This window comes from Collimonas sp. GW821-FHT02H07 (genome assembly GCF_059421505.1).
Map to the genome: position 1 here is coordinate 539,418 of NZ_JBWKVC010000002.1, position 23,970 is coordinate 563,387.

General features: G+C 59.4%; 26 protein-coding genes and 1 other RNA gene. 17 read left to right on the plus strand and 10 right to left on the minus strand.

The features are described 5' to 3' along the window. Positions 1-26: 26 nt before the first annotated feature. Positions 27-1,448, minus strand: coding sequence for a MocR-like pyridoxine biosynthesis transcription factor PdxR (gene pdxR / locus AC07V8_RS05600; RefSeq protein ID WP_494677661.1), 1,422 nt, complete (start codon positions 1,446-1,448; stop codon positions 27-29). Between the two features lie 114 nt (positions 1,449-1,562). Between pdxR and AC07V8_RS05605 the strand changes: the two genes are divergently transcribed. The 3 genes from AC07V8_RS05605 to AC07V8_RS05615 all read left to right on the plus strand — a co-directional run bounded on the left by AC07V8_RS05605 (position 1,563) and on the right by AC07V8_RS05615 (position 3,188). After that, a complete protein-coding gene (locus AC07V8_RS05605; RefSeq protein WP_494677662.1) occupies positions 1,563-2,000 on the plus strand; it encodes a carboxymuconolactone decarboxylase family protein in 438 nt (145 codons plus the stop codon). 61 nt (positions 2,001-2,061) lie between these two features. Beyond that, positions 2,062-2,514, plus strand: a complete 453-nt coding sequence (locus AC07V8_RS05610) for a GNAT family N-acetyltransferase (protein WP_494677663.1) — start codon at positions 2,062-2,064, stop codon at positions 2,512-2,514. Further along, positions 2,511-3,188, plus strand: coding sequence for an FMN-dependent NADH-azoreductase (locus tag AC07V8_RS05615; RefSeq protein ID WP_494677664.1), 678 nt, complete (start codon positions 2,511-2,513; stop codon positions 3,186-3,188). Before AC07V8_RS05610 ends, AC07V8_RS05615 begins: the two co-directional genes overlap by 4 nt. Positions 3,189-3,222: 34 nt before the next feature. Here the strand turns inward: AC07V8_RS05615 and gshA are convergent, their stop codons facing one another. Next, on the minus strand, positions 3,223-4,809 hold the full coding sequence (gene gshA, locus AC07V8_RS05620) for a glutamate--cysteine ligase (protein WP_494677665.1): 1,587 nt from the start codon (positions 4,807-4,809) through the stop codon (positions 3,223-3,225). Positions 4,810-5,162: 353 nt separating this feature from the next. Between gshA and folD the strand changes: the two genes are divergently transcribed. The 6 genes from folD to AC07V8_RS05650 all read left to right on the plus strand — a co-directional run bounded on the left by folD (position 5,163) and on the right by AC07V8_RS05650 (position 11,169). Beyond that, the gene (gene folD / locus AC07V8_RS05625; RefSeq protein WP_494677666.1) at positions 5,163-6,008 is read left to right on the plus strand and encodes a bifunctional methylenetetrahydrofolate dehydrogenase/methenyltetrahydrofolate cyclohydrolase FolD; all 846 of its coding nucleotides are present in this window, start codon (positions 5,163-5,165) and stop codon (positions 6,006-6,008) included. 5 nt (positions 6,009-6,013) lie between these two features. Then, positions 6,014-8,089, plus strand: a complete 2,076-nt coding sequence (locus AC07V8_RS05630) for a M3 family metallopeptidase (RefSeq protein ID WP_494677667.1) — start codon at positions 6,014-6,016, stop codon at positions 8,087-8,089. A 71-nt stretch (positions 8,090-8,160) separates the two neighbouring features. After that, entirely contained in the window at positions 8,161-8,784 is a 624-nt protein-coding gene (locus tag AC07V8_RS05635) for a glutaredoxin family protein (RefSeq protein WP_494677668.1), read from the plus strand. Between the two features lie 28 nt (positions 8,785-8,812). Then, the gene (locus AC07V8_RS05640) at positions 8,813-9,238 is read left to right on the plus strand and encodes a DNA polymerase III subunit chi (RefSeq protein WP_098497531.1); all 426 of its coding nucleotides are present in this window, start codon (positions 8,813-8,815) and stop codon (positions 9,236-9,238) included. Positions 9,239-9,265: 27 nt separating this feature from the next. Further along, positions 9,266-9,682 carry a DUF2486 family protein gene (locus AC07V8_RS05645; RefSeq protein ID WP_494677669.1) on the plus strand — a complete coding sequence of 139 codons (417 nt, stop codon included), beginning with the start codon at positions 9,266-9,268 and terminating at the stop codon, positions 9,680-9,682. A gap of 170 nt (positions 9,683-9,852) precedes the next feature. Continuing rightward, positions 9,853-11,169 carry a D-amino acid dehydrogenase gene (locus AC07V8_RS05650; RefSeq protein ID WP_494677670.1) on the plus strand — a complete coding sequence of 439 codons (1,317 nt, stop codon included), beginning with the start codon at positions 9,853-9,855 and terminating at the stop codon, positions 11,167-11,169. Positions 11,170-11,331: 162 nt separating this feature from the next. On the opposite strand, the gene AC07V8_RS05655 is transcribed toward AC07V8_RS05650, so the two are convergent. After that, entirely contained in the window at positions 11,332-11,841 is a 510-nt protein-coding gene (locus AC07V8_RS05655) for an Lrp/AsnC family transcriptional regulator (protein WP_211443979.1), read from the minus strand. Positions 11,842-12,039: 198 nt separating this feature from the next. Here AC07V8_RS05655 and AC07V8_RS05660 point away from each other — a divergent pair, with 198 nt between their 5' ends. The 3 genes from AC07V8_RS05660 (at position 12,040) to AC07V8_RS05670 (ending at position 16,015) form a co-directional block, all read left to right on the plus strand. Next, on the plus strand, positions 12,040-13,188 hold the full coding sequence (locus AC07V8_RS05660) for a branched-chain amino acid ABC transporter substrate-binding protein (RefSeq protein ID WP_494677671.1): 1,149 nt from the start codon (positions 12,040-12,042) through the stop codon (positions 13,186-13,188). Positions 13,189-13,468: 280 nt separating this feature from the next. Then, positions 13,469-14,614, plus strand: coding sequence for a branched-chain amino acid ABC transporter substrate-binding protein (locus tag AC07V8_RS05665; RefSeq protein ID WP_494677672.1), 1,146 nt, complete (start codon positions 13,469-13,471; stop codon positions 14,612-14,614). A gap of 273 nt (positions 14,615-14,887) precedes the next feature. Continuing rightward, entirely contained in the window at positions 14,888-16,015 is a 1,128-nt protein-coding gene (locus AC07V8_RS05670) for a branched-chain amino acid ABC transporter substrate-binding protein (RefSeq protein ID WP_494677764.1), read from the plus strand. Between the two features lie 145 nt (positions 16,016-16,160). Here the strand turns inward: AC07V8_RS05670 and AC07V8_RS05675 are convergent, their stop codons facing one another. Continuing rightward, complete coding sequence (locus AC07V8_RS05675; protein WP_494677673.1) at positions 16,161-16,472, minus strand: c-type cytochrome; 312 nt, start codon at positions 16,470-16,472, stop codon at positions 16,161-16,163. Between the two features lie 163 nt (positions 16,473-16,635). Here AC07V8_RS05675 and AC07V8_RS05680 point away from each other — a divergent pair, with 163 nt between their 5' ends. The 4 genes from AC07V8_RS05680 to AC07V8_RS05695 all read left to right on the plus strand — a co-directional run bounded on the left by AC07V8_RS05680 (position 16,636) and on the right by AC07V8_RS05695 (position 20,334). Continuing rightward, positions 16,636-16,875, plus strand: a complete 240-nt coding sequence (locus AC07V8_RS05680; RefSeq protein WP_494677674.1) for a TIGR04438 family Trp-rich protein — start codon at positions 16,636-16,638, stop codon at positions 16,873-16,875. Between the two features lie 72 nt (positions 16,876-16,947). After that, positions 16,948-17,841, plus strand: coding sequence for a LysR family transcriptional regulator (locus AC07V8_RS05685; RefSeq protein WP_494677675.1), 894 nt, complete (start codon positions 16,948-16,950; stop codon positions 17,839-17,841). 3 nt (positions 17,842-17,844) lie between these two features. Next, positions 17,845-18,699 carry a prolipoprotein diacylglyceryl transferase gene (gene lgt / locus AC07V8_RS05690; protein ID WP_494677676.1) on the plus strand — a complete coding sequence of 285 codons (855 nt, stop codon included), beginning with the start codon at positions 17,845-17,847 and terminating at the stop codon, positions 18,697-18,699. 78 nt (positions 18,700-18,777) lie between these two features. Next, positions 18,778-20,334 (plus strand): malonate--CoA ligase, encoded by a 1,557-nt coding sequence (locus AC07V8_RS05695; RefSeq protein WP_494677677.1) that lies wholly within the window; start codon positions 18,778-18,780, stop codon positions 20,332-20,334. On the opposite strand, the gene AC07V8_RS05700 is transcribed toward AC07V8_RS05695, so the two are convergent. From AC07V8_RS05700 to AC07V8_RS05720, 5 genes are all read right to left on the minus strand, one after another. Beyond that, positions 20,324-20,785: an EVE domain-containing protein gene (locus tag AC07V8_RS05700; RefSeq protein WP_494677678.1), complete on the minus strand. Its 462-nt coding sequence runs from the start codon at positions 20,783-20,785 to the stop codon at positions 20,324-20,326. The genes AC07V8_RS05695 and AC07V8_RS05700 overlap by 11 nt on opposite strands. Before the next feature lie 98 nt (positions 20,786-20,883). Further along, positions 20,884-21,064: non-coding RNA, 6S RNA (ssrS, locus tag AC07V8_RS05705), on the minus strand. A 68-nt stretch (positions 21,065-21,132) separates the two neighbouring features. Then, on the minus strand, positions 21,133-21,444 hold the full coding sequence (locus tag AC07V8_RS05710; protein WP_098495618.1) for a cell division protein ZapA: 312 nt from the start codon (positions 21,442-21,444) through the stop codon (positions 21,133-21,135). After that, the gene (gene zapB / locus AC07V8_RS05715; RefSeq protein ID WP_494677679.1) at positions 21,441-21,686 is read right to left on the minus strand and encodes a cell division protein ZapB; all 246 of its coding nucleotides are present in this window, start codon (positions 21,684-21,686) and stop codon (positions 21,441-21,443) included. The genes AC07V8_RS05710 and zapB overlap by 4 nt, the downstream gene beginning before the upstream one ends. Positions 21,687-21,754: 68 nt before the next feature. Next, on the minus strand, positions 21,755-22,264 hold the full coding sequence (locus AC07V8_RS05720) for an FUSC family protein (RefSeq protein WP_098495616.1): 510 nt from the start codon (positions 22,262-22,264) through the stop codon (positions 21,755-21,757). A 219-nt stretch (positions 22,265-22,483) separates the two neighbouring features. Here AC07V8_RS05720 and AC07V8_RS05725 point away from each other — a divergent pair, with 219 nt between their 5' ends. Further along, positions 22,484-23,713, plus strand: coding sequence for a lactonase family protein (locus AC07V8_RS05725; protein WP_494677680.1), 1,230 nt, complete (start codon positions 22,484-22,486; stop codon positions 23,711-23,713). Here AC07V8_RS05725 and AC07V8_RS05730 read toward each other — a convergent pair whose 3' ends face one another. Continuing rightward, on the minus strand, positions 23,714-23,938 hold the full coding sequence (locus AC07V8_RS05730; RefSeq protein ID WP_211472450.1) for a formate dehydrogenase subunit delta: 225 nt from the start codon (positions 23,936-23,938) through the stop codon (positions 23,714-23,716). Positions 23,939-23,970: the final 32 nt, after the last annotated feature.

A 23,970-nucleotide genomic window follows, 5' to 3' on the forward strand; every position in this document is an offset into this window, starting at 1 on the left:
TTACAGGCCATGGCCCCAGCGCGGCGCTATGCCAATGCTTGTTTGAGTTTCAGCGCCAGGCGTATCGCATCCTTCTCATCGATGACATTGGCAAAGCCCAGCAACAATCCCTGCCGCGGCTTTGCATCAATGTACCAGCGCGACAAAGGATGCGGGGCCAGGCCGGCAGTTCGTGCGCGACCCGCCAGCATGACATCGTCTTCGTGCTCAGCCAGTTTCGCCAGTATGTGCAAGCCGCCCGGCTGCAAATCGATCCGTATGCGATCGCCCAATATTTCCTGGAAAACGCGTGACGTCACCGTACGACGTTCTGCGTACAATTGGCGCATCTTTTTCAGATGCCTTGAGAAATGACCTTCGGCGATAAAATCGGCAACGCCTGCCTGAAACAGGTATGGGCAGCCTGCGTTCAGGTTATAGGAAGCTGCCTGAAAGCGTGCAACCGCACTGACCGGTGCGACGGCATAAGCCAGCCTTAGCCCCGGAAACATCGCCTTGCTGAAAGTGCCGCTGTAAATGACGCGATCATTGCGATCCAGGCTTTTCAGCGCCGGCAGCGGCCGTCCCTGATAGCGAAACTCGCTGTCGTAGTCGTCTTCGATAATCCAGCTGCCGGCTTTGCTGGCCCATTCCAGAAGCGCCAGCCGGCGTTCCAGCGATAACGTCGCCCCAAGCGGACTCTGGTGCGACGGCGTGACCATCGCGAATTTTGCATGCGGACTGCGCCGCTTGCCTTCTTCCACCATCAATCCATTTTCGTCTACCGGCACCGGCACGATCTTGACCGCGGCATTTTGCAGAAACAGGCGTGCAAAAATATAGCCGGGATCTTCGAACCAGAACGCATCGCCGACAGCCGCAAGGCTGCTTAACGTCAGTTCAAGCGTGTTGCGCAAGCCGGTCGTGATGAACACCTGTTCCGGCAGGCAGGTCACACCGCGCGAGACGCCCAGATAAGTGGCAATTTTTTCACGCAAACGGTCATAACCGGCGGGGTCGGGATAGGCCAGTCTTGCCGGTTCGCTGCTGCGCAGGCGATGGCCGACCAGCCGGTTCCACACCTTGCGCGGAAATGCATCGAGTGCAGGCAAGCCCATCTGCAGCGGCTTCGGCGCCTTGCCGTCGTGATCGACGATGATTGCCTGCGCTTGTCCGGCCATGACTACCTGCGGTTTGAGGACGGCTGGCGGCGGCAAAGACGGCGAAACCACTGTGCCGGCCGCGCCCCTGATCTGCAGATATCCCTCGTCCGCCAGGATGCGATAAGCCATTTCCACCGTACCGCGCGCCAAGTTCAGTTCGGCCGCCAGCGCCCGTACCGCCGGCACGCGATCCCCCGCATGCAGGTTTCCTTGCTCGATAGCCGTCTTGAAACGCTGGCATATCTGCAGGTACATGGGTAATTCCAGCGCGCGATCGATGTGCAGATCCAGGTCAGGGGTTTTCATGGACTAGTCCTTTTGTTATTTCTTGGCCCTTCTAATGCGGCCATGATTTTCGCATACTACGCCTCAAGCAATGCCCGCTCGTTCACTTCGATTTACCTAGCCAAGGAGTTTCAAATGCAAACCCGCCTCGATTTCTTCAACGCCGACAAAGACGCCGTCAAGGCACTGATGGGTGTTGAAAATCACATCAGCAAAGGCACGCTGGACATCCTGCTGAAGGAACTTGTCCGCCTGCGCGCATCGCAAATCAACGGCTGCGCATTCTGCCTCGACATGCATGTGACCGACGCCCGCAAAGCCGGCGAATCCGAACGCCGCATGGCTACCGTCGCTGCATGGCGCGAAACCCCGTTCTTCAGCGAACGCGAGCGCGCCGCACTGGAATGGACCGAATCGCTGACGCTGGTCTCGCAAAACCACGTGCCGGATGCCGTGTGGGAGACAGTCCGCCCACATTTCACCGATGCCGAACTGGTTGAACTGACATTGCTCGTCACGTCGATCAACAGCTGGAATCGCTTTGCCATCGCGTTCCGCAAGATGCCGTCGTAGTTGCCGGCGGTTTCGGCAATGCAGCCCGCAAGTCCTCCGCCCATAGTTTTTGGAGAAATGCATGCAGTCCCAGATAGAGATAAAACACATAGAAAGCGACGCCGATCTGGCAGCGTCGTTCCCGGTGATGAAGCAATTGCGGCCGCATCTGAGCGATTGCGCAGCATACAAGGAGCGGGTAGCGCGGCAACGCACGCAGGGATACCGCTTGCTTGGGGCCTGGCGCGATGGCGTAATCGTCGGGCTTGCCGGCTATCGGTTGCAAGACAATTTGCTATACGGCCGTTTCGTGTACGTCGATGACCTGGTGGTAAGCGCTACGCTGCATCGCTCGGGCTTCGGCGAACGTCTGTTGCAAGCCGCGCGGCAACAGGCCGCTGCCTTGAACTGCAGGCATTTTGTGCTGGATACAGGCTTGCACATGGCGTTGGCGCAACGCTTTTACTTCCGCCAGGGCCTGCTTGCAAAAGGCATGCATTTCGTCGAATCACTGGAACAGGAATCAAGCACATGACACGCATTTTGCTATTGAACAGCGGCCCGCACAGCGATGCGAGCCATGGTTATCGCCTTGCAGTGGAAGCGATTGCCGCATCGGGCATCGACAACGTACAGATCACCGAACGCGACCTGGTGAAGTCGCCCATCCCGCCAATCGGGCGCGACTACGCAATTGCCCTCACTTCGCAAACGGCTCCTGAAGTAAAAGAATTCGAATGGTCGGAACGCCTGATCGTCGAGCTGGAACAACACGATATGCTGTTCATCGTCACACCGATGCACAACTTCACCGTACCCGCCGCGCTCAAATTGTGGATCGATCATGTGATCCGCATCCATCGCAGTTTCCAGGCGACGCCGCACGGCAAGGTCGGACTGATGAAGGACCGTCCGACCTTTGTACTGGTCAGCTCCGGCGGATTTTTTGCAGGTGGGCGAGCGAAGCAGACTGATTTCCTGACACCCTACTTGCGCTATGCGCTGGCATCGATCGGCATCAGCGATGTGCATTTTTTCCCGCTGCAAGGACTGGTCTTCGGCTCGGAAGCAGTGTCGCAGGCATTGCATGAAGCACGCCGGCAATTGTCTGAGAAATCGTCCTTGGCCAGAGCGGGCAAGAGCGTCATGCGGCAAGGTTCGACGCCTGCAATCCGTTCGTCAACCGGCGAAACTCAGCCGACGGTTTAAGCCGCCGGCGCCAGGAAGACGAGCTGATTGTTTCCTAAACACTCATATTGCCCAGCGTGCTGGCCCGGTAAGCCGCGACAAAGGTATCGAAATCCCCGGTCTGGCTGCGCTCCAGGCTTTCCTGCTCGGCCAAGGACGTCGCCGCCATCGTTTCATAATAACTACGCTCTTCCGGGCTGGGCGGATTTGCCAGGAAATGCGCCGCATGCTCTTTGCTCAGGCGCAGGGCGAAGCTGCCGAACGATTCTTTGTTATCGCGCAGGATCGCCAAAACCTTCGCCGACGGCGTCAGTTCCACCTGGTCCAGCTTGAGGCTTTGCTTTGCCAGCGATGCCGCATGGGCGCCGTCGCTGCGCTGGGCATCGAGTAAATCCGCCGCTGCGCTAATCCGCTCCAGCAGTTCCTTGCCCCAGCTCTGCAGGCCGACCGGATTGCCGTCGCGCCGCAGTTGCAGACCGGGACGGCGTCCTTCTTTCACCGCGCGCGCGAAGTTCTCGGTGTTTTCCAGGCTTTCCTCGTCGCTGGTCAGCGGACTGTCGTCGAGCGCGCAGAACAGCAGGAAGGCATCGAGGAAACGCGAGGTTTCCAGGTTGATGCCCATCGGCTCGAAAGGGTCGATGTCCATGCAGCGCACTTCTATATATTGCACGCCGCGCGCCGACAGCGCCTGGATCGGCCGTTCGCCGGAATTGATCACGCGTTTCGGCCGGATGGTCGAGTAGTACTCGTTTTCGATTTGCAGGATGTTGGTGTTGATCTGCACCCATTCGCCGTTGCGGTGGGTGCCGATCTCGGCATACGGCGGATAAGGCTGGCTGACCGCGCGCGCCAGGCTCTTGATATAGCTGTCGAGGCTGTTGAACTGTGGCGTCAGGCGGGCCTGGGCTTCGCTGGTGTAGCCAAGATCGCTCATGCGCAGGCTGGTGGCGTACGGCAGGTAGAGGGTGTCCTTGTCCAGCTCTTCGAGGCGATGGTCGCGGCCGTCCAGGAAACACTTGGACAGGGCCGGCGAGGCGCCGAACAGGTACATCAGCAGCCAGCTGTAGCGGCGGAAGTTGCGCACCAGCGCGATATAGCTTTCCGACTGGAAGTGCATGGCCGTGCCGCCGGCGCCTTCGGCCTGTTGCAAGGTTTGCCACACGCCTTCGGCCAGCGAGTAGTTGTAATGGATGCCGGCGATGCACTGCATGCGCTTGCCGTAGCGCAGCGCCAGGCCGCGCCGGTAGACGTGCTTCAAGGTCCCCATGTGCGAGGTTCCGTACCAGGCAATCGGGATCAGTTCTTCGGCCGGCAGGTGGGCCGGCATCGACTGGCTCCACAGCAGTTCGTCGCCCAGCTTGCTGTAGACGAAGCGATGGATGGTGTCGAGCTCGCTCAGGGCCGTCGCAATATCATGCTCGGCCGGGGTGATGAACTCCAGCAGCGACTCCGAATAGTCGGTGGTGATCTGCGGCTGGGTCAGCGCCGAACCGAGCGCGCGCGGGTGCGGCGTCAGGGCCAGGCGGCCATCGACGTTGACGCGCAAGGTTTCTCTTTCGATGCCGCGCAGGCCCTGGCCTAGCAAGCCGCGGTGCTGCTCTTGCCCTAGCAGCGCCAGCCGGCGAGTGTAATGATCGGTCAATTCAGCATCCCTCTTTTTAAATTTATCAGCTCCGGCCATGGATTTGCTGGTTGCATGGTGACAGCCGCAGTCGGTGGCATACAGATATCGTAGAAGGCGAGAATAGCCGAAAATGAAAGAACGCGTTGGATGCCGGCCAGACCGCAATTTACGATCGGCCAGCTGCTCGAAAAACACATTTGGCCACGCCTTATTTTATCAAAGGCACAATTTCCGATGGATTTACAGGAATCGGCGAGAACTAATTCGCCATAATCGATAAGTTTCCGCAAAGTAACACGCTGCAGACGCAGTCTTCAGCGCGCACACCCCTTATAATCCTGCTTTGCTTTCAATTTTCAATAGCCCTCACTATGCCAGCCCAACTGATCGACGGAAACCTCCTCTCCCAACAACTCCGCGCCGATGTCGCCAGGCGCGCCGCCGCGCTGACGGCCCAGGGCAAGCAGCCCGGGCTGGCCGTGATCCTGGTCGGCGACAGCCCGGCCTCGCAGGTGTATGTGCGCAACAAGGTCAAGGCGTGCGAAGACAATGGCTTGCACTCGGTGCTGGAAAAATACGACGCCGACCTCACTGAAGCGGCCTTGCTGGCGCGCATCGACGCCTTGAACGCCGATCCGAAGATCAACGGCATCCTGGTGCAGCTGCCGCTGCCGGCGCATATCGACGCCCACAAGGTGATCGAAGCCATCGCTCCGGAAAAGGATGTCGACGGCTTCCATATCAGTAATGCCGGCCTGCTGATGACCGGCCAGCCGCTGTTCCGTCCTTGCACACCTTACGGCGTGATGAAGATGCTGGAATCGGTGAATTTCCCGGTGCGCGGCGCACATGCAGTCATCGTCGGCGCCTCCAACATCGTCGGCAAGCCGCAAGCCATGCTGCTGTTGCAAGCCGGCGCCACGGTCACTATCTGTAATTCCAAGACCCGCGACCTCGGCCTGCATACCCGCATGGCCGACATCCTGGTGGTCGCCACCGGCAAGCGCAATATCGTCACCGCCGACATGGTCAAGCCGGGAGCCGCCGTGATCGACGTCGGCATGAACCGCGACGACAACGGCAAGCTGTGCGGCGATGTCGACTTTGCCAACGCCAAGGAAGTCGCGGGCTACATCACCCCGGTGCCGGGCGGCGTCGGGCCGATGACCATCACCATGTTGCTGGTCAATACCATTGAAGCCGCAGAAAGAATGTAACTGCAATGACCTCTACCGCCATCAACGCCAGCAATCCCCTGCTCGACTTTAGCGGCCTGGCCAAGTTCGACCAGATCACGCCGGCCCACATCACGCCGGCGATCGCCGCGCTGCTGCAGCAAGCGCAGACCGTGGTCAGCCTGCTGGAAGCAGCCACCGATGCCGCCACCTGGGACAATTTCGTCCTGCCGCTGGAGCACGTGACGGAAAAGCTCGGCCGCGCCTGGGGCATCGTCAGCCATTTGAATGCGGTAGCGGACACGCCGGAACTGCGCGCCGCCTATAACGAAAACCAGCCCAAGCTGATCGAATTCTGGACCGCGCTGGCGCAGAACCTGGCGCTGTTCAGCAAATACAAGGCGATCAAGAACAATCTCGATTTCGCCGAGCTGTCGGCGGCGCGCCGCAAGATCGTCAACAACGCCCTGCGCGATTTCCGCCTGGGCGGCGCCGAACTGACGGCCGCCAAGAAAAGCCGTTTTGCCGAAATCCAGGAAAAGCACGCGGCGCTGACCACCCGCTTCTCGGAAAACATCCTGGACGCCACCAACGCCTACGGCTTGTTCATCACCGACGAAGCCGAGCTGGCCGGCTTGCCGGAGGACGTGCGCCAGGCCGCGCGCGCCGCCGCCGAACAGGATGGCAAGCCGGGCTATAAATTCACGCTGCACTTCCCTTCCTATTTTCCGATCCTGCAATACGCCGACAACCGCGCCCTGCGCGAAAAAATGTATCGCGCCAACGCCACCAAGGCTTCCGAGCTGGGCGAAAAGCCGGAATGGGACAACAGCGCCAACATCGTCGACATCCTGCGCCTGCGCAATGAAGAAGCCAAGCTGCTGGATTTCAAGAACTACGCCGAACTGTCGCTGGTGCCGAAGATGGCCGACACGCCACAAGAGGTGATCAAGTTCCTGGAAGACCTGGGCCGGCGCGCCCGGCCGTTTGCCGAGCAGGATCTGCTGGAACTGCGCGCCTTCGCCGCCGAGCAGCTCGGCCTGGCCACGCTGGAAGCCTGGGACCTGGCGTATGCCGCGGAAAAACTGCGCGAGCAGCGCTATGCGTTTTCCGAGCAGGAAGTGAAACAGTATTTTCCTGAGCCGACCGTGGTCGAGGGTTTGTTCCAGCTGGTGCAGAAGCTGTTCTCGGTCGACATCAGCGCCGACCAGGCCGCAGTCTGGCATCCGGACGTCAAATTTTTCCGGATCGAAAAAGACGGCAAGCTGATCGGCCAGTTCTATCTCGATTTGTACGCGCGCAACGGCAAGCGCGGCGGCGCCTGGATGGACGACGCGCGGGCGCGGCGCCGTCTCGGCAATGAAGTGCAAACCCCGATCGCTTACCTGACCTGCAATTTCACCGCGCCGGCCGTGGTCGATGGCGTCAGCAAGCCGGCCCTGTTCACGCATGACGAAGTGATCACCCTGTTCCACGAGTTCGGCCACGGCTTGCATCACATGCTGACCCAGGTCGACGAGATCGGCGTCTCCGGCATTTCCGGGGTGGAATGGGATGCGGTCGAACTGCCTTCGCAGTTCATGGAGAATTTCTGCTGGGAGTGGGATGTCCTGCAGCACATGACCGCCGAGGCAATATCCGGCGAGCCGCTGCCGCGCGATCTGTTCGACAAGATGATCGCCGCCAAGAATTTCCAGTCCGGCCTGCAAGCCTTGCGCCAGGTCGAGTTCTCGCTGTTCGACATGCGCCTGCACGACGATTACGATCCCTACGGCAGCCAGAGCGTGCAGGACGTGATCGACCAGGTGCGCGGCCAGATCGCGGTCATCACACCGCCGTCTTTCAACCGTTTCCAGCACTCCTTCGGCCATATCTTCGCCGGCGGCTATGCGGCCGGCTACTACAGCTACAAATGGGCCGAGGTGCTGTCTGCCGATGCGTACAGCGCCTTTGAAGAAGCAGCGGTGGGCGGCAATGTAGTGTCGGCGGAAACCGGCCGCAAATTCCGCGACGAAATCCTGGCGGTCGGCGGTTCGCGTCCGGCGCTGGAATCGTTCAAGGCTTTCCGCGGCCGCGAACCGAGTATCGACGCCTTGCTGCGGCACAGCGGCATGGCCGCCTGAACCGAAGAACGCAGTACAAGTTAATGGCAACTATACAAACCAGGCTCTTAAATCAAACAAGGGGAAAAGGTATGACGATAGGTATCACGATAGGGATCAGAAGCGCTGCAACGTTTTTTCTGCTGATGCTGGCGGCCAGTGCGCAGGCCCAGCTGTACAAGTCGACCGGTCCGGACGGCAAGGTCACTTATAGCGATACGCCGCCTGCCAGCGGCAATGTGGTGCAGAAAAAAGTCACCGGCGGCACGGTGGACGACAGCGACGGCCTGCCGTATGAACTGGCGCAGGCGGTCAAGAACAATCCTGTCACTTTATATAGCTCGGACAAATGCATCCCTTGCGACGACGGCCGCAAGATGTTGAAGGAACGTGGCATCCCTTTCAGCGAGAAAACCGTCAAGAGCAACGAAGATATTGCCGCGCTACGCAAAATCGTCAGCGATAACCAGCTGCCGGTATTGACAATCGGCCGGGACAAGCAAAGTGGATTTGCCGCCAGCAACTGGGGCAGCGCGCTGACAGCAGCCGGCTATCCGGAAACCAACCGCTTGCCGAAAACCTACCGCAATACGGCGCCGGTTGCAGCCGCGCCTAGCGCCGGTCCAGCCGTCAAAACCACTGCTCCCGCCGCCGGCGCCAACAACGGCGACGTAGCGCCGGCAGCCGGCAATGCGCCGCCCGGGTTCCGCTTTTAAGCGCGGCCTGACCAACCTGCCTATATCAATGACGCAAATCGACTTTCACACCAATATTTCGGACAAATTTCTGTACACCTGCCGACTGGTGCGCAAAGCCCGAACAGCACAACGCCAGATCGTCATCCTGACCGCCAACGGTGACGAACTGGCGACGCTGGACCGCACTCTGTGGACGTTTTCGGAACATGACTTCCTGCCGCACGTGCGCGCCGGCGACCCGCTCGCCGCGCAAACCCCCGTGATCCTGGCCGCCGACGAGGAGACTGAGTGGCCGCATCACCAGATGCTGATCAACCTGTCCGGCAAGACGCCGCAGCATTTCGCCCGCTTTGAAAGAATGTTTGAAATCGTCTCCCTGGCCGAGGATGACAAGGCCGCCGGCCGCGAGCGCTATCGCTTTTACCAGCAACGCGGTTATCCGCTGACGCACTTTGTCGCTGAAAATGTATAAACCTGAATCCAGGTTAAGGAACTTGCAATGAACACCGGAAAACTTGACGCGAATATCCCTTTGTTGACCGAGGTCATTGTTCCGTTGCCGACCTTGACCGATATTATCGACATGCCGAAAGCGGCCGCAGCGCCCGCAGCCGTCGCCGTGACGGACGATCCGGAGAATTTTGAACTGCCTGTGCCGCAGCGCGAAGCCATCCTCAGCCAGCACGATTGGGAGCGGCTGGAGGCGGAGGTCCGGGAAAAAGTGCTGCAGCAGCTGCAAGACCGCATCGACTTCGTCATCGAGCAGCGTGTCCGCGACGGCCTGGCCGATGTCTTGCAGACCGCGGTGGAAGGCATGGCGGCGCAAATCCGCGAGGGCTTGCACCAAACCCTGGATGAAGTCATTTCCCGGGCGGTGACGCTGGAATTAGTCAAATTGAAAAAAACAAACATTTAGCGTCAATTTTTTGTTTTTCAGTCATAAATACTTAAGACGTAGTCAAAAGTAAAAATTTTCAGCCTCATTTTGATCGCCTAAAAAATCCCGATTTTCTTACAATAGCGCTATTGAAAAGGCTGTTCTTGCAATGCGCAGCTGGTTAAAAAACGGTGGTTTTTGGAGATGAGATGAAAGTAATTGTATTGGGCGCTGGCGTAATCGGAACCTCTTCGGCTTGGTTCCTGAACAAGGAAGGTCACGATGTCACCGTGATCGAACGCCAGCCTGGCGCCGCCCAGGAAACCAGTTTTGCCAACGGCTGCCAGATTTCGGTGTCGCATGCCGAGCCTTGGGCCAATCCGCAAGCGCCGTTGAAGGTCTTGAAATGGCTGGGACAGGAAGACGCGCCCCTGCTGTACCGCTTCCGTCCGGAATGGCTGCAATGGAAATGGGCGCTCAACTTCCTGCGCGAATGCACGCCGGCGCGCACCAATGACAATATCCGCCAGATCGTTGCCATCTGCGAATACAGCCGCCAGACCTTGCAGGCAGTGCGCGCCGACACCGGCGTCGACTACGATTGCCTGACGCGCGGCATCCTGCACTTCTATACCGATCAAAAGGAATTCGACATCTCGCTGCCAGCCGCCCAGCTGATGCGCGACCTCGGCTGCCCGCGCGATTCGATCAGCGCCGATGAAGTGGTCAGGATCGAACCGGCGCTGGCGCGCATCCGCGACAAGATCGTCGGCGGCGACTTTACCGCGACCGACGAATCCGGCGACGTCTATAAATTCACTTCGGGCCTGGCCGCCAAGGCTGCCGAAGCCGGCGTCAATTTCCAGTACAACACCAGCGTCACCCGCCTGATCACCGAAGGCAGCGGCGCCGGCGCCAAGATCACCGGCGTCGAAATCATCAATGCCGACGGCCGTCACGAAGTGCTGCATGCCGACGCTTTCGTGGTCGCCATGGGCAGCTTCTCGACGCCGCTGCTGAAGCCGCTCGGCATCGACCTGATGATCTATCCGGGCAAGGGCTATTCGGCCACTTACCAGATCACCAATCCGGACGCGGCGCCCAGCGTCTCGCTGACCGACGACGGCTACAAGCTGGTGGTGTCACGCCTGGGCGACCGCCTGCGCGTGGCCGGCACCTGCGAGCTGAACGGCTACACGCGCGAGCTCAACACTACCCGCTGCGAAGCAATCACGCGCCGCACGCGCGAGCTGTTCCCGGACGGCTGCGACTACGACAATCCGGTCTACTGGACCGGCCTGCGGCCGATGACGCCATCCAACGTGCCCTACATCGGCAAGAGCAAGATCAGCAACCTGTTCCTCAATACCGGCCATGGCACGCTCGGCTGGACCATGGGTTGCGGCTCCGGCCGCGCCATCGCCGAGATCGTCTCGGGGCGCCGGCCGGAAGTCGATTTCGCGTTTACCGGCATGCCGCGGCAAGCGCCGCAACCATTGATTTTGCCACGCCCCGTGCAAGCGTGATTGCTGTCACGCTGGCTGTATCAAGACAATGAAAAAGACCGATGCTGTCGCCAGCATCGGTCTTTTTTTTCGCCGCTCGCAGGCTGCAGCCACCCGCCAGAGACTTGGCGCGGTTTTTGCTCAACTGTATTCAGGAAGCAGCCGGCGCACTGTTGCAGTGCGTCACCTGGCGGCGCGCACTTCCACCGTCGCCGGTTTTTCGTCGAAGGCAACCCGGGTCACGAACTTGGCGCGCTTCATCGGAAAACGCGACTGGAAATGGCGAACATTGCCGGAGCCTGAAATGACCCGGCGCACAAACTGGTAATAGGCATCCATGTCGATCACGTGCACCACCAGGAAGTAATCGTAGTCGCCGGAAACGAAATAGCATTGCATGACTTCGGCTTCCTTGTTCATGCGCAGTTCGAATTCCTGCATGTGCTCGTCGGACTGGTGGTTGAGCGAGATTTCGAGGAAGGCCAGCATGCCGTAGCCGAGTGCGAAGGGATCGACCAGCGAGACGTCGGCGCTGATGATGCCGGCCTCGCGCAGGTCGCGCAGGCGGCGCAGGCAGGTGGGTTGGGAAATGTGCGCTTTGTCGGCCAGGGTACGGGTCGGCATTTGATTGTCGCGTTGCAACAAATTGAGCAGCTTGCGGTCGACTTTGTCTAGGGTGTGATGTTTGCTCATGCCGGGGGATCAAGGGCTGTAGCTGCCGTTTTAAGAATTCGCAAAAACCGCTATGCGAAGCGTTTTTTATGTTGTAACGTTGCTCTATTCGGACAAGTCTGGGTAAATTTTCAGACTAATTCGAGTAGATAATAAATAAGCAGCGGACGGTGAAACTGTAACTAGATTGTTTTATTTTAAATCCTCAGGAGGATATTCATGCAGAACAAGATCAAAATGATTCCGTTGGCTGGCGCAATTGCAATGGCTTTCGCTTTTGCAGGCCCGGTTTCGGCACAAGAAGTCGTCACCATCGGCCAGGTCAGCCCGCTCACGGGTCCCAACGCCCACATCGGCAAGGACAATGAAAACGGCGCTACCATGGCGATCGAGGAACTGAACGCCAAGGGAGTCAAGATCGGCGGCAAGGCAGTGAAATTCGTGTTGGCTTCCGAGGATGACGCTTCCGATCCGAAGCAAGGCACTGCCGTTGCCCAAAAACTGGTGGACGCCAAGGTCAAAGGCATTATCGGCCATATGAATTCCGGCACCACCATCCCGGCCTCCAAGATTTATTACGATGCAGGCATTCCGCAAATCTCGCCGTCCGCAACCAATCCTAAGTACACCCAGCAAGGCTTCAACACCGCGTTCCGCGTGGTGGCCAACGACGGCCAACTGGGCGGCACCCTGGGTCGCTATGCCATCAATACGCTGAAGGCAAAGAACATCGCCGTCATCGATGACCGTACCGCCTACGGCCAAGGGGTAGCAGAAGAGTTCGCCAAGAGCGTCACGAAAGCCGGCGGCACTATCGTTGCAAAGCAATACACCAACGATAAGGCTACCGATTTCAACGCGATTCTGACCTCGATCAAATCCAAGAACCCCGACCTGATTTTCTTCGGCGGCATGGATGCAGTCGGCGGCCCGATGCTGCGTCAGATGGACCAGCTGGGCATCAAGGCCAAGTTCATGGGCGGCGACGGCCTGTGCACCACTGAGCTGGCCAAGCTGGCTGGCGCCGGCTTGAAAGACGACCAGGTAGTTTGCGCTGAAGCCGGCGGTGTGCCGGATGCAGGCAAGGCCGCGCTGGAAGCCTTCAAGGCTGCTTACCAGAAACGTTTCAACCAGGAAGTCGTGATCTACGCACCGTACGAGTACGATGCGCTGATGGCGATGGTGGCGGCAATGGAAAAAGCCGGTTCCTCGGATCCAAAGAAATACCTGCCTGAACTGGCCAAGATCCACTACAAGGGCGTGACCGGCGAAATCTCCTTCGATCCTAAGGGCGACATCAAGGACGGTTCGCTGACTTTGTACACATACAAAGACGGCAAACGCACTCTGCTGACCGTGACAAAATAATCGTCGCACACAGCTCATAGAAAGCGCTCCGGTTTCCGGGGCGCTTTTTTTTTTGCCTGCCCGGATGCTTCCGGCGCGGCTCTCTCCCTCTCCGCCAGCGGTTGCCGCCGCATGCAATCCGGCGGTGCGCGGCACGCTGCAATCTCCTCATCGGGTGCAAGGATATTGTCTAAAAGTCTTTGAGAAGATTTTTTTCTGTTGTAACGTTTACATGCTCCGCGCTATCGGGCCGGAAAGCTTTCATTGACCTTATCAAATCCTTAGGAGGAAACACGTGCAGATGAAGAACAAGATGTTGCCGTTGGTTGCAGCAATCGCATTGGCCATGAGCGCTGCCGGCGCAGCCCATGCAGAAGAGCAAGTCGTCAAGATCGGCCATGTCGGCCCGGTGACAGGCCCATCGGCCCATCTCGGCAAGGATATGGAAAACGGCGCCAAGATGGCGGTCGAAGAACTGAACGCCAAGGGCGTCACCCTGGGCGGCAAGAAAATCAAATTCGTGCTGCTGGCGGAAGACGATGCTTCCGATCCCAAGCAAGGCACGGCAGCGGCACAGAAACTGGTCGACGCCAAGATCGACGGCGTCATCGGCCACCTGAATTCCGGCACCACCATCCCGGCATCGAAGATTTACTACGATGCCGGCATCCCGCAGATTTCACCGGCGGCCACCAGCCCGAAATACACGCAGCAAGGCTTCAACAGCGTGTTCCGGGTAGTCGCCAACGACGGCCAGCTGGGCGGCACCCTGGGCCGCTATGCCGCGACTGCGCTGCATGCCAAGAATATCGCCGTCATCGATGACCGCACCGCCTACGGCCAAGGCGTGGCGCAGGAATTCGCCAAGGGCGCCAAGGCTGCCGGCGTCAACATCGTGGCAACCCAGTTCACCAACGACAAGGCGACCGATTTCAACGCCATCCTGACCTCGATCAAGGCCAAGAATCCGGACGTGATCTTCTTCGGCGGCATGGATGCGGTAGCCGGCCCGATGCTGCGCCAGATGAAGGCGCTCGGCATCAAGGCCAAGTTCATGGGCGGCGACGGCATGTGCACGGCAGAGCTGGGCAAGCTGGCCGGCGACGGCCTGACCAATGACCAGGTGGTGTGCGCGGAAGCGGGCGGCGTCGAAGAGTCGGGCAAGAAGGGCCTGGACGATTTCAAGGCGGCCTTCCTGAAGAAGTACGGCACCGAAGTGAAACTGTACGCGCCCTACTCCTACGATTCGGTGATGGCTATGGCGGAAGCGATGCAGAAAGCCAACTCCGCCGATCCGAAAAAATATCTGCCGGAACTGGCGAAGATCCATCACAAGGGCGTGACCGGCATGATCGCTTTCGACGCCAAGGGGGACATCAAGGACGGCACGCTGACCCTGTACACCTACAAGGATGGCAAGCGGACCTTGCTGACCGTGACCAAATAAACCATCGCGGCATCTTTGCAGAAGCGCCCCGCCCGCAAGGCCGGGGCGCTTTTTTCATGCTTTTTGTTTCCGCCGAACCAGCACCTTACGCATATCATTCTGCCGAATTGATAAAAAAGCATAGAAATGCCCTTTGCGCTGCCCCTGGTTTGTTGTAACGTTTAACTCCCTCAAGACAGTCCGAACTACTTGCAAAAGCCGGCTGTCTAAAAACTGCATTTTTAATAATACCGTCGCAAATCCTTAGGAGGAAATCTGGTGCACACTACTAAAATGATGCCATTGGCTGCCGCCATCGCCTTGTCCCTGGCCGCTTCCGCACATGCGCAAGAACAAGTGGTCAAGATCGCCCACGTCGGTCCGATCACCGGCCCTATCGCCCATATCGGCAAGGACAATGAAAACGGCGCCCGCATGGCGATCGAAGTGCTGAACGCCCAGGGCATCACGCTGGACGGCAAGAAGACCCGCTTCGTGCTGATGGCGGAAGACGACGCATCCGATCCGAAACAGGCCACCGCCGTGGCGCAGAAGCTGGTCGACGCCAAGGTCGCCGGCGTCATCGGCCACGTCAATTCCGGCACTTCGATTCCTGCCTCGAAGATTTATTTCGATGCTGGCATTCCGCAGATTTCGCCTTCGACCACCAGCGCGAAATATACCCAGCAAGGCTTCAACACCACTTTCCGCGTAGTCGCCAACGACAGCCAGCTGGGCGGCGCCCTGGGCCGTTATGCGGCCAGCACACTGCATGCCAAGACCGCAGCGGTGATCGACGACCGCACCGCCTACGGCCAGGGCCTGGCGGAAGAGTTCAGCAAGGCGGCAAAAGCGGCCGGCATGACCATCGTCGCCACCCAGTTCACCAACGACAAGGCGACCGACTTCAACGCCATCCTGACTTCGTTCAAGGCAAAGAAGCCTGACGTCATATTCTTCGGCGGCCTGGACGCCGGCGCCGGCCCGATGCTGCGCCAGATGAAACAGCTCGGCATCAAGGCCAAATTCATGGGCGGCGACGCCATCTGCACCTCCGACCTGCCGAAACTGGCCGGAGACGGCATCAGCAACGACCAGGTGATCTGCGCGGAAGCGGGCGGGGTGGAAGAGTCGGCCAAAAAAGCCTTGGACGCCTACAAGACCGCATACAAGATCAAGTATGGCAAGGATGTCGTGATCTATGCGCCGTATACCTACGATGCCCTGATGACCATGGCGGATGCGATGCAAAAAGCCAAATCGGCCGATCCGAAGAAATACCTGCCCGAACTGGCGAAGATCCAGCACCAGGGCGTGACCGGCATGATCGCGTTTGACGCCAAGGGCGACATCAAGGACGGCACCATCACCTTGTACACTTACCGCGGCGCCATGCGCAGCCAGCTGGCTGTGACCAAATAAGGCTTTCCCGGCCATCCTGAAAAGCGTCCTGCGGGACGCTTTTTTATTGCAGCCGAATTGGCGGGCGTAAAAAAGCGCCCACATGTGAGCGCTTTTCTTGTCGGCATTGCCTGCCGCAATGCCGGACCGTGCTGCTGCCGCCTCCTTACTTCTGCGACAGAATCCATTTCACCAGCGTATGCGCTTCGGCTTCGCTGACTTGCGGATTGGCTGGCATCGGGATGGCGCCCCAGGTGCCGGTGCTGCCCTTCAAGACTTTTTGCACCAGCATGTCTTCGGCGCCTTTCTGGGCGGCGAATTTCGCCGCAACGTCTTTGTATGCCGGTCCGACGACCTTGTTTTGCACCGCATGGCACGCCAGGCAGTTCTTCGACTTCGCCAGATCCAGACCGGCGTCAGCCAGTGCAGAACCCGATGCCATTGCACCCAGCAACGCACAGATCAACAAACGTTTCATTCTTATCTCCGTCAAAAAAATGTGACACCATTTTACCTGCCCCTGCGCATTGTCTCATATCCCGCAAACACCTACCTACATCAGGGATTCAACATATCAGAGCGACATCCGTTGACCACAAGCATCTTTCGCCCTATCCTTTCCGCAAAGAAAAGGGAATGCCATGCCACTGATTATCATTATCGTTTCATTAATAGCGTTAAAATACTTCGAAATCGGTTCGTTTTTCACCAATATGTCCTGGTGGTGGATCGCAGGCCTGATGGCGGTGGCTTTCATCTGGTTCGAATTTCTCGAGCGCATGTTCGGCCTTGACAAGCGCAAGGCCCATGAAGAAATCGAAAAAATCAAGAAAGAACGCGTCAAGAAAACCTTCGACAAGCATAAACGTCCCGGCCGCTGAGACTGCGCGGCAGTCGCGTAATGGAAAACAAAAAGCCGGCTTCTCTCCGGCTTTTTTATTGGATGGCGATAAATGAACATAGAGCTGCGGCAACTGCGCTATTTCGTGGCGGTGGCGGAAGAAAGGCATTTCGGCCGCGCCGCGCTGCGGCTGCATATGACGCAGCCGCCTTTGTCCCAGACCATACAGGCGCTCGAAGCCAGTCTCGGCGCCGCCCTGTTCGCGCGCACCAAGCGCAGCGTCGCGCTGACTCCGGCCGGTCAGGCGCTGCTGCCGGAAGCGCAGCGCCTGCTGCAGCAGGCCGCTGCCCTGCCCGACCTGGTCAGGCGCGCCGCTTCCGGTGAATCCGGACTGCTTGCGCTATCCTTCGTATCCACTGCCGACTACAGCATCCTGCCGCCTTTGCTGCGAGCTTTCCGCGAAGCCTATCCGCAAGTGCAGATCGACCTGCAGGAAGCCACCAGCGACCTGCAGCTGGCGCAGCTGATGGAAGGCCGCATCGACGCCGGCCTGCTGATTCCGCCCTTGCCGGACAAGGCCAGGCTGGTGCTGGACTATCAGCCGGTGCTGTCCGAACCGCTGATGCTGGCGGCGCCCAGCGGCCTCAAGGCGCTGCGCGGCAAAGGCAGGATTGCGCTGAGCAGCCTGGCGGACATGCCCCTGATTATTTTCCCGCGCCGCATCTCGCCCGGCTTGCATGACACCATCCTGGGCTGTTTCCGCGCTGCCGGCGTCGCCCCGCACATCGGCCAGGAAGCGATCCAGATGCAAACCATCGTTGGCCTGGTGTCGGCTGGCATGGGGATCGCGCTTGTGCCACAATCGGTGTCGAACCTGCAACGCCCGGGGGTCGACTATCACGAATTGCAAGACCAGACGCCGCTGGTAGAGACCGGGCTGGCCTGGCGCCGCGATAATGCTTCGCCTGTATTGCAAGCCTTTTTGGAATTATTAAGAAAGAAATAGAACATGCTGATTCATCCCTTGCCTGATCCGATAGCCTTCTCTCTGGGCCCGCTGCACGTGCGCTGGTACGGACTGATGTATCTGCTGGCCTTCATCCAGTTCATCTGGGTCGGCCGCATCCGCATCAGGCAGCCGCATATCGCCGCGGTCGGCTGGAAAAAGGAAGATATCGACGACATGCTGTTCTACGGCGTGCTGGGGGTGGTGATCGGCGGCCGCCTGGGCCAGGTGTTCTTTTACGATCCGTCCTACTATTTTTCGCACCCGGCGGAAATCATTGCAGTATGGAAGGGCGGCATGTCCTTCCACGGCGGCTTTATCGGCGTCCTGATCGCCATGGCATTGTGGGGCCGCAAGGCTGGCCGCAACCTGATGGACATCATGGACTTCATCGCGCCCATGGTGCCGCTGGGCTACGCTGCCGGCCGTCTCGGCAATTTCATCAACGGCGAACTGCCGGGCCGCGTGGTGTCCGACCCGTCGCTGCCGTGGGCCATGATCTGGCCCAACGTGGATAACCTGCCGCGCCATCCGTCGCCGATCTACCAGATGCTGGTTGATGGCATCCTGCTGTTCGTCATTCTCTGGCTGTTCTCGCGCAAGCCGCGGCCGCGCATGGCGGTGGCCGGCATGTTCTCGCTGCTGTACGGCTGCGCCCGCTTCTTCACCGAATACTTCCGCGTGCCGGACTACAACGTCAGCTTCGGCGGCATCACGATTTCCGCCGGGCAGATGCTGTCGGTGCCGATGATCGTGCTCGGGATCGTCTTGCTGTTCATCGCTTACCGCCATCCGCGCAAGTATGCCGGCGCGGCCGATGCACCGCCGGTCAAGACCGCCAGCCCTGCCTCGACCTGACACACGAAGCCGCCGGCTGTTCCCGCTTGCCGGGACAGCGCCGGCGGCGTTTGCCGAACGTCTTTTTCCTGCACCGCCATGACTGCCAATCTCTACGCTCTTTTCGCGTCGCACTTCCCTGCCGACAAAACCGCCTGCTGCATTGAAACCCATGATGGCCAGTACTACACCTGGGGCGATGTCGAGCGCGCGTCCGCCCGCATCGCCAACCTGTTCAGCAGCCTGGGCCTGCCGAGCGGCGCGCGGATTGCAGTGCAGGTCGAGAAGTCGCCGGAAGCCCTGATACTGTACCTGGCGACGCTGCGCGCCGGTTTTGTCTACCTGCCGCTGAATACTGCCTATCGCAGTGCGGAGATCGAATACTTCATCGGCGATGCCGAACCGGCCGTGTTCGTCTGCTCGCCGAAGAATTTCGGCTGGGTGGCGCAGATCGCCTTCAAGGCCGGCACCCGGCACTTGTTCACGCTGGATGAAATCAGCAGCGGCAGCCAAGGCCGAAATTCCGGCTCGCTGCTGGCGCGCGCCATGCATTTCCCGGACCATTTCGAGACCGTGGAAAAGCAGGCCGACGACCTCGCCGTCATTTTGTATACCTCCGGGACCACTGGACGCAGCAAGGGCGCCATGCTTTCGCACGGCAATATCGCGTCGAACGCCAAGGTGCTGCAGCAGTACTGGCACTGGCAAGCCGGCGACGTCCTGCTGCATGCCCTGCCGCTGTTCCATATCCACGGCTTGCTGGTCGCGGCCAACGGCGCCTTGCTGAATGGCAGCAAGATGATCTTCCTGCCGAAATTCGACGCCGCCGAAGTCTGCCGCCAGCTGCCGCGCAGCACCATCTTCATGGGCGTACCGACCTACTATGTGCGTCTGCTGGCCGACAAGGGATTCGAGCGCCACGCCTGCCGCAATATCCGCCTGTTCATTTCCGGTTCGGCGCCTTTGCTGGCAGACACCTTTGCCGAATTCGCCGCGCGCACCGGCCACACCATACTGGAACGCTACGGCATGAGCGAGACCGCCATGCTGACGTCCAACCCCTACGACCGGGAGCGGCGCGGCGGCACTGTCGGCCTGCCCTTGCCGGGCGTCTCGCTGCGCCTGGCCGTCACCGGCAGCGACGGCGGCAGCAAGCTGTGCGGCGCCGGCGAAATCGGCGATATCCAGGTGAAAGGCCCGAATGTGTTCCAGGGATACTGGCGCATGCCGGAAAAGACCGCGGAGGAGTTCACCGACGACGGCTATTTCAAGACCGGCGATGTCGGCAAGTTCGATAGCGAAGGCTATCTGGCGATCGTTGGCCGCAGCAAGGATTTGATCATTTCCGGCGGCTACAACGTCTATCCGAAGGAGATCGAAAGCGTGCTCGATGAAATCGACGGTGTGCTGGAATCAGCGGTCATCGGCATCCCGCACGCCGATTTCGGCGAAGCCGTGACAGCCGTCATCGTCAAGCGGCCGGACGCCACACTGACCACCGCCGGCGTCATCGAACTGATGAAAACCAGCATCGCCAACTTCAAGGTGCCCAAGCAAGTGTTCTTCGCCGATGAACTGCCGCGCAACACCATGGGCAAGGTGCAAAAAAACCTGCTGCGCGAACACTACACTAAACAGGGCGCCGCTACGCCTTGAGCAGCTTGCCGATGTAACGCCATTCGGCGGCGCTGACCGGCGTGATGGAGAGCCGGTTGCCGCGCCGCAGGATCTGCATCTCGGCCAGGGCTTCCTGCTCGCGCAGTTCGGCCAGCGGAATAAGCCGGGTTTTCTTGAGCGCCTTGACGTCGACCAGCATCCAGCGCGGGTTTTCGCGCCCGGCCTTGGGATCGAAGTATTTACTCTTGGGATCGAATTGCGTGTCGTCCGGATAAGGCGTGCTCGCCACTTCGGCCAGGCCGGCGATGCCAGGCACCGCGCAGCCGGAGTGGTAGAACAGCACGCCGTCGCCTACCTTCATCAGGTCGCGCATGAAATTGCGCGCTTGATAATTGCGCACGCCATACCAGGCGATCTTCTGTCCGTCCATGCCCAGCACATCGTCGATGCTGGCGTCGTCCGGCTCGGATTTCATTAGCCAATAATTCATTTGATCTCTTTCCACTCCTGGAAAAATGCAAAAAGAAGGCCGCGAAAGAAGTCCACAAACGAAAAAAGCGGCTGCATGGTTATGCAACCGCTTCAGAATTCAGTCCCGCCTGTGCCGCTTTGTCGGCATCCTGAACCAAAGCGATTCAAGTTGGCCGCAGTTAGTTCAACTTCGGGCTCATCGGACTAGCGACGCTCACACCTGTCGAACAATATTCCGCAGCCGGTGCGTATAAATGGTTCAAGGATTTTATGACAATCGCGAACACGGCAGGAGTGAGTAGTCTACTCCAAACAACTTCCAAGTCAAACCCTTAACCGCAAGTTTTTTTCTTGGATCAAGTCGTCTCAGAACAGGTCTTCCTGTGCCGCCAGGGCGTCATCCAGCACCGTGTGCATCGCCGCAATATTCTGCTTCACTTCCGACACGGTCAGTTCCGACAAAGGTCCCGAAGGCGCTTTGCTGCTCAACAATTCAGCAGCAATGCCGAGCGCCGCGATCACTGCGATGCGGTCATTGCCGCGAATCTTGCCGGCGTCGCGAATCGCCGTCATTTTTCCGTCGAGGTAAGTCACTGCTTCCTGCAGCGCGTTTTCTTCGCCTTCCTTGCAGGACAGGGTATAGGGCTGGCCCATGATGTTGACGCTTAACTGGCTCATGCAAGCTCCTTGTCCTGCGGCGATGGGGGCAATGCAGGAAATTTCTCGAGTAAGGCGGCGACCCGCCGGTGTGCTTCGTCTATCCGCTGTTGCAATTCTGCGTTCTGGCGCTTCAAGTCCTCGCTCTCGCTCTGCAAATCCTTGGCGCGCAGGCGCAGTTCGACGTTTTCGCGGCGCAAAGCGTGCGTCAGCTCGGCCAGCTGGCCTATTTTTTCTGATAATTGGTGGAATTCTGAAATCATTTTGTCACTATAGTGGGGCTTGGGAAATTACGTCAATAGATTCGGCCAATCAATCTCGCGCTTGGTGATCAGGTCTTCACCGGCGCCAGTCGTTTCAGCAGAAAGCCATACGCCAATGATTGCAATAATGCCACGGTGCTGCCGGCGATCACCTCGCCGACGCGCAATAGCGCATATTCAAGTTCCTGGTGCAGCCCCTTGCCGCCGATCGCCGCCGACATCAGGATCACCACCGTCGCCGGCCCCAGGCGCCAGTTGGCAGGATAGTTTTGCAACAGCATGGCGACCAGCACCGATACCGCCAGCGCGATCAGCAAGGACAGGAAGCCCGGGCCGAACAGCACCAGCGCCAGGCAGGCCACCACGCAGCCGTTCAGGGTATTGATCAGGCGCGCCTTGAAGCTGGCCTTGGCCAGGTTGATGTCCGGCTCGGTCACGATGATCAACGATATCATGGCCCAGTATGGCTCTTGCAAGCCCAGGGCGCGCAAGCCATACCAGGTAATCAGGGCGCCGGTCAGGATCTTGACCAGATAAACCAGCGCGTTCTTTTTGGGACTGATGAACTGAAATTCCATTGATCCTTGCCTGTCGGTTTACATGCAGCGCGAGCGCCATTCTAGCCGAGAACCGGGATCGTCCGAAATTTTACGTTACATGACAAGCAGCGACAGACCGTTCCTGGCGCCGTGGCTGCCGGATTTACGGATTGCCATTCTGGCTAGAAAACCCTATATTCATTCATCGAAATAATCCGCCGAAGCGTCCGTCCGCGATGCCCGCTTATCAAGGAAAATATGCCCACTCCAGTATCAGTTTCCCGTCCGTCCCGCCGGCTGACGCTTTCCATCGCCCTCACTGCCCTATTCACCATGACCAGTCTGCCGCTCCAAGCCGAAACGCCCGCGACTCCCAGCCAAACCGCCAGCCAGTTCGCCTACGTCGGGACATATAACCCTAATGGCGAAGGGGTGTATCTGTTCAAGGTCGATAGCCAGTCCGGCGCGCTCAGCCGGGTCGGGGTCGCCAGCAGCCAGCCCAATCCGGCGCAGCTAACCGCGGGCGCGGACGGCAAGACCTTGTACGTGGCGAGCGAGATTGCCAACTACAAGGATGGCAAGCACGGCAGCGTGGCGGCCTATGCCGTCAACCGCGCCGACGGCGCGCTCAGCAAGCTGAATGAACAGGATTCGCAGGGCGCGACACCCGCCTTCGTGACGCTCTCAGCACAGGGGAAACATCTGTTCGCCGCCAACTACGGCGGCGGCTCCGTGGCGGTGTTCCCGATAGACGGCGACGGCAGCCTGCAGCCGGCCTCCTCGGTGCAGCAAAGCAGCGGCGCCGCGGGCGCGCCCAAACCGGAAGCGGCAGTCATCGGCAGCTTTGCCGCCAGCGACCATAACGGCCCGCATGCGCACATGATCGCCAGCGACCCCAGCGGCCGGTTCGCGTTTTCTACCGACCTGGGGCTGGACCGCATCTACCAATGGCGCTTCGACCAAGCCAGCGGCCGCCTGAGCCCGAATACGCCGGCCTTCATCAAGGCATCCTCGGCCGGCGCCGGACCGCGCCACTTCGTCTTCCATCCCAACGGCAAGTATGTGTATGTGATCAATGAAGAATCGTCGACGCTCACGCTGTACCGCTTCGACCAGGCCAAGGGCACCCTGCAGGAGCAGGATACGGTCTCGACCTTGCCGGAAAACTACCACGGCACCAGTTTCGCCTCGGGCCTGATCGTGAGCCCTGACGGCCGCTTCGTGTATGCCGCCAACCGCTTGCGCAACAGCATTGCGCAGTTTGCAGTCGGCGCCGAAGGCAAGCTGACATGGGTGGAAGATACCTGGACCCGCGGCGACTATCCGCGCAGCATCGTGATCGGACCGCAAGGGCGCTTCATGTATGCACTGAACCAGCGCAGCGACAACATCACCCAGTTCGCCATCGACAAGGACAGCGGCAAGCTGGAATTCATCGACCGCTATATCGGACTGGGCAGCCCGTCGCAGATGGTGTTCCTGCCGTAATTATTTGAGGGCGGCGGCGTGCAGGCGGATGGCTTCCTGCACGATCGGCAGCAGCTCGGCGCCGCCCTGCTGGTCGACATAGGCCAACAGTTCACGCCGCATGCGCGGCTCCCAGCTGCGCTTCAGATGCGCGATCAGGTCCGTCATGGCTTGCGGACGGTCCGGCATGGTGTCAAAAAATGCGCCGATCTGATTCGCCATTTTCACCAGGTGTTCCAGGTTCATTGCGTCTACCTTTTCTGCTGCAAGACTGCGTT

What these genes read in the sequence shown, in the direction of transcription:
- AC07V8_RS05700 (WP_494677678.1), bottom strand. Translation starts at nt 20,785, where the DNA reads ATGAATTATTGGCTAATGAAATCCGAGCCGGACGACGCCAGCATCGAC.
- AC07V8_RS05730 (WP_211472450.1), bottom strand. Translation starts at nt 23,938, where the DNA reads ATGAACCTGGAACACCTGGTGAAAATGGCGAATCAGATCGGCGCATTT.
- AC07V8_RS05710 (WP_098495618.1), bottom strand. Translation starts at nt 21,444, where the DNA reads ATGAGCCAGTTAAGCGTCAACATCATGGGCCAGCCCTATACCCTGTCC.
- AC07V8_RS05720 (WP_098495616.1), bottom strand. Translation starts at nt 22,264, where the DNA reads ATGGAATTTCAGTTCATCAGTCCCAAAAAGAACGCGCTGGTTTATCTG.
- AC07V8_RS05615 (WP_494677664.1), top strand. Translation starts at nt 2,511, where the DNA reads ATGACACGCATTTTGCTATTGAACAGCGGCCCGCACAGCGATGCGAGC.
- zapB (WP_494677679.1), bottom strand. Translation starts at nt 21,686, where the DNA reads ATGATTTCAGAATTCCACCAATTATCAGAAAAAATAGGCCAGCTGGCC.
- AC07V8_RS05665 (WP_494677672.1), top strand. Translation starts at nt 13,469, where the DNA reads ATGAAGAACAAGATGTTGCCGTTGGTTGCAGCAATCGCATTGGCCATG.
- folD (WP_494677666.1), top strand. Translation starts at nt 5,163, where the DNA reads ATGCCAGCCCAACTGATCGACGGAAACCTCCTCTCCCAACAACTCCGC.
- AC07V8_RS05645 (WP_494677669.1), top strand. Translation starts at nt 9,266, where the DNA reads ATGAACACCGGAAAACTTGACGCGAATATCCCTTTGTTGACCGAGGTC.
- lgt (WP_494677676.1), top strand. Translation starts at nt 17,845, where the DNA reads ATGCTGATTCATCCCTTGCCTGATCCGATAGCCTTCTCTCTGGGCCCG.
- AC07V8_RS05630 (WP_494677667.1), top strand. Translation starts at nt 6,014, where the DNA reads ATGACCTCTACCGCCATCAACGCCAGCAATCCCCTGCTCGACTTTAGC.
- AC07V8_RS05655 (WP_211443979.1), bottom strand. Translation starts at nt 11,841, where the DNA reads ATGAGCAAACATCACACCCTAGACAAAGTCGACCGCAAGCTGCTCAAT.
- AC07V8_RS05635 (WP_494677668.1), top strand. Translation starts at nt 8,161, where the DNA reads ATGACGATAGGTATCACGATAGGGATCAGAAGCGCTGCAACGTTTTTT.
- AC07V8_RS05725 (WP_494677680.1), top strand. Translation starts at nt 22,484, where the DNA reads ATGCCCACTCCAGTATCAGTTTCCCGTCCGTCCCGCCGGCTGACGCTT.
- AC07V8_RS05670 (WP_494677764.1), top strand. Translation starts at nt 14,888, where the DNA reads ATGATGCCATTGGCTGCCGCCATCGCCTTGTCCCTGGCCGCTTCCGCA.
- AC07V8_RS05680 (WP_494677674.1), top strand. Translation starts at nt 16,636, where the DNA reads ATGCCACTGATTATCATTATCGTTTCATTAATAGCGTTAAAATACTTC.
- AC07V8_RS05605 (WP_494677662.1), top strand. Translation starts at nt 1,563, where the DNA reads ATGCAAACCCGCCTCGATTTCTTCAACGCCGACAAAGACGCCGTCAAG.
- AC07V8_RS05685 (WP_494677675.1), top strand. Translation starts at nt 16,948, where the DNA reads ATGAACATAGAGCTGCGGCAACTGCGCTATTTCGTGGCGGTGGCGGAA.
- AC07V8_RS05675 (WP_494677673.1), bottom strand. Translation starts at nt 16,472, where the DNA reads ATGAAACGTTTGTTGATCTGTGCGTTGCTGGGTGCAATGGCATCGGGT.
- pdxR (WP_494677661.1), bottom strand. Translation starts at nt 1,448, where the DNA reads ATGAAAACCCCTGACCTGGATCTGCACATCGATCGCGCGCTGGAATTA.
- AC07V8_RS05650 (WP_494677670.1), top strand. Translation starts at nt 9,853, where the DNA reads ATGAAAGTAATTGTATTGGGCGCTGGCGTAATCGGAACCTCTTCGGCT.
- AC07V8_RS05660 (WP_494677671.1), top strand. Translation starts at nt 12,040, where the DNA reads ATGCAGAACAAGATCAAAATGATTCCGTTGGCTGGCGCAATTGCAATG.
- AC07V8_RS05610 (WP_494677663.1), top strand. Translation starts at nt 2,062, where the DNA reads ATGCAGTCCCAGATAGAGATAAAACACATAGAAAGCGACGCCGATCTG.
- AC07V8_RS05695 (WP_494677677.1), top strand. Translation starts at nt 18,778, where the DNA reads ATGACTGCCAATCTCTACGCTCTTTTCGCGTCGCACTTCCCTGCCGAC.
- AC07V8_RS05640 (WP_098497531.1), top strand. Translation starts at nt 8,813, where the DNA reads ATGACGCAAATCGACTTTCACACCAATATTTCGGACAAATTTCTGTAC.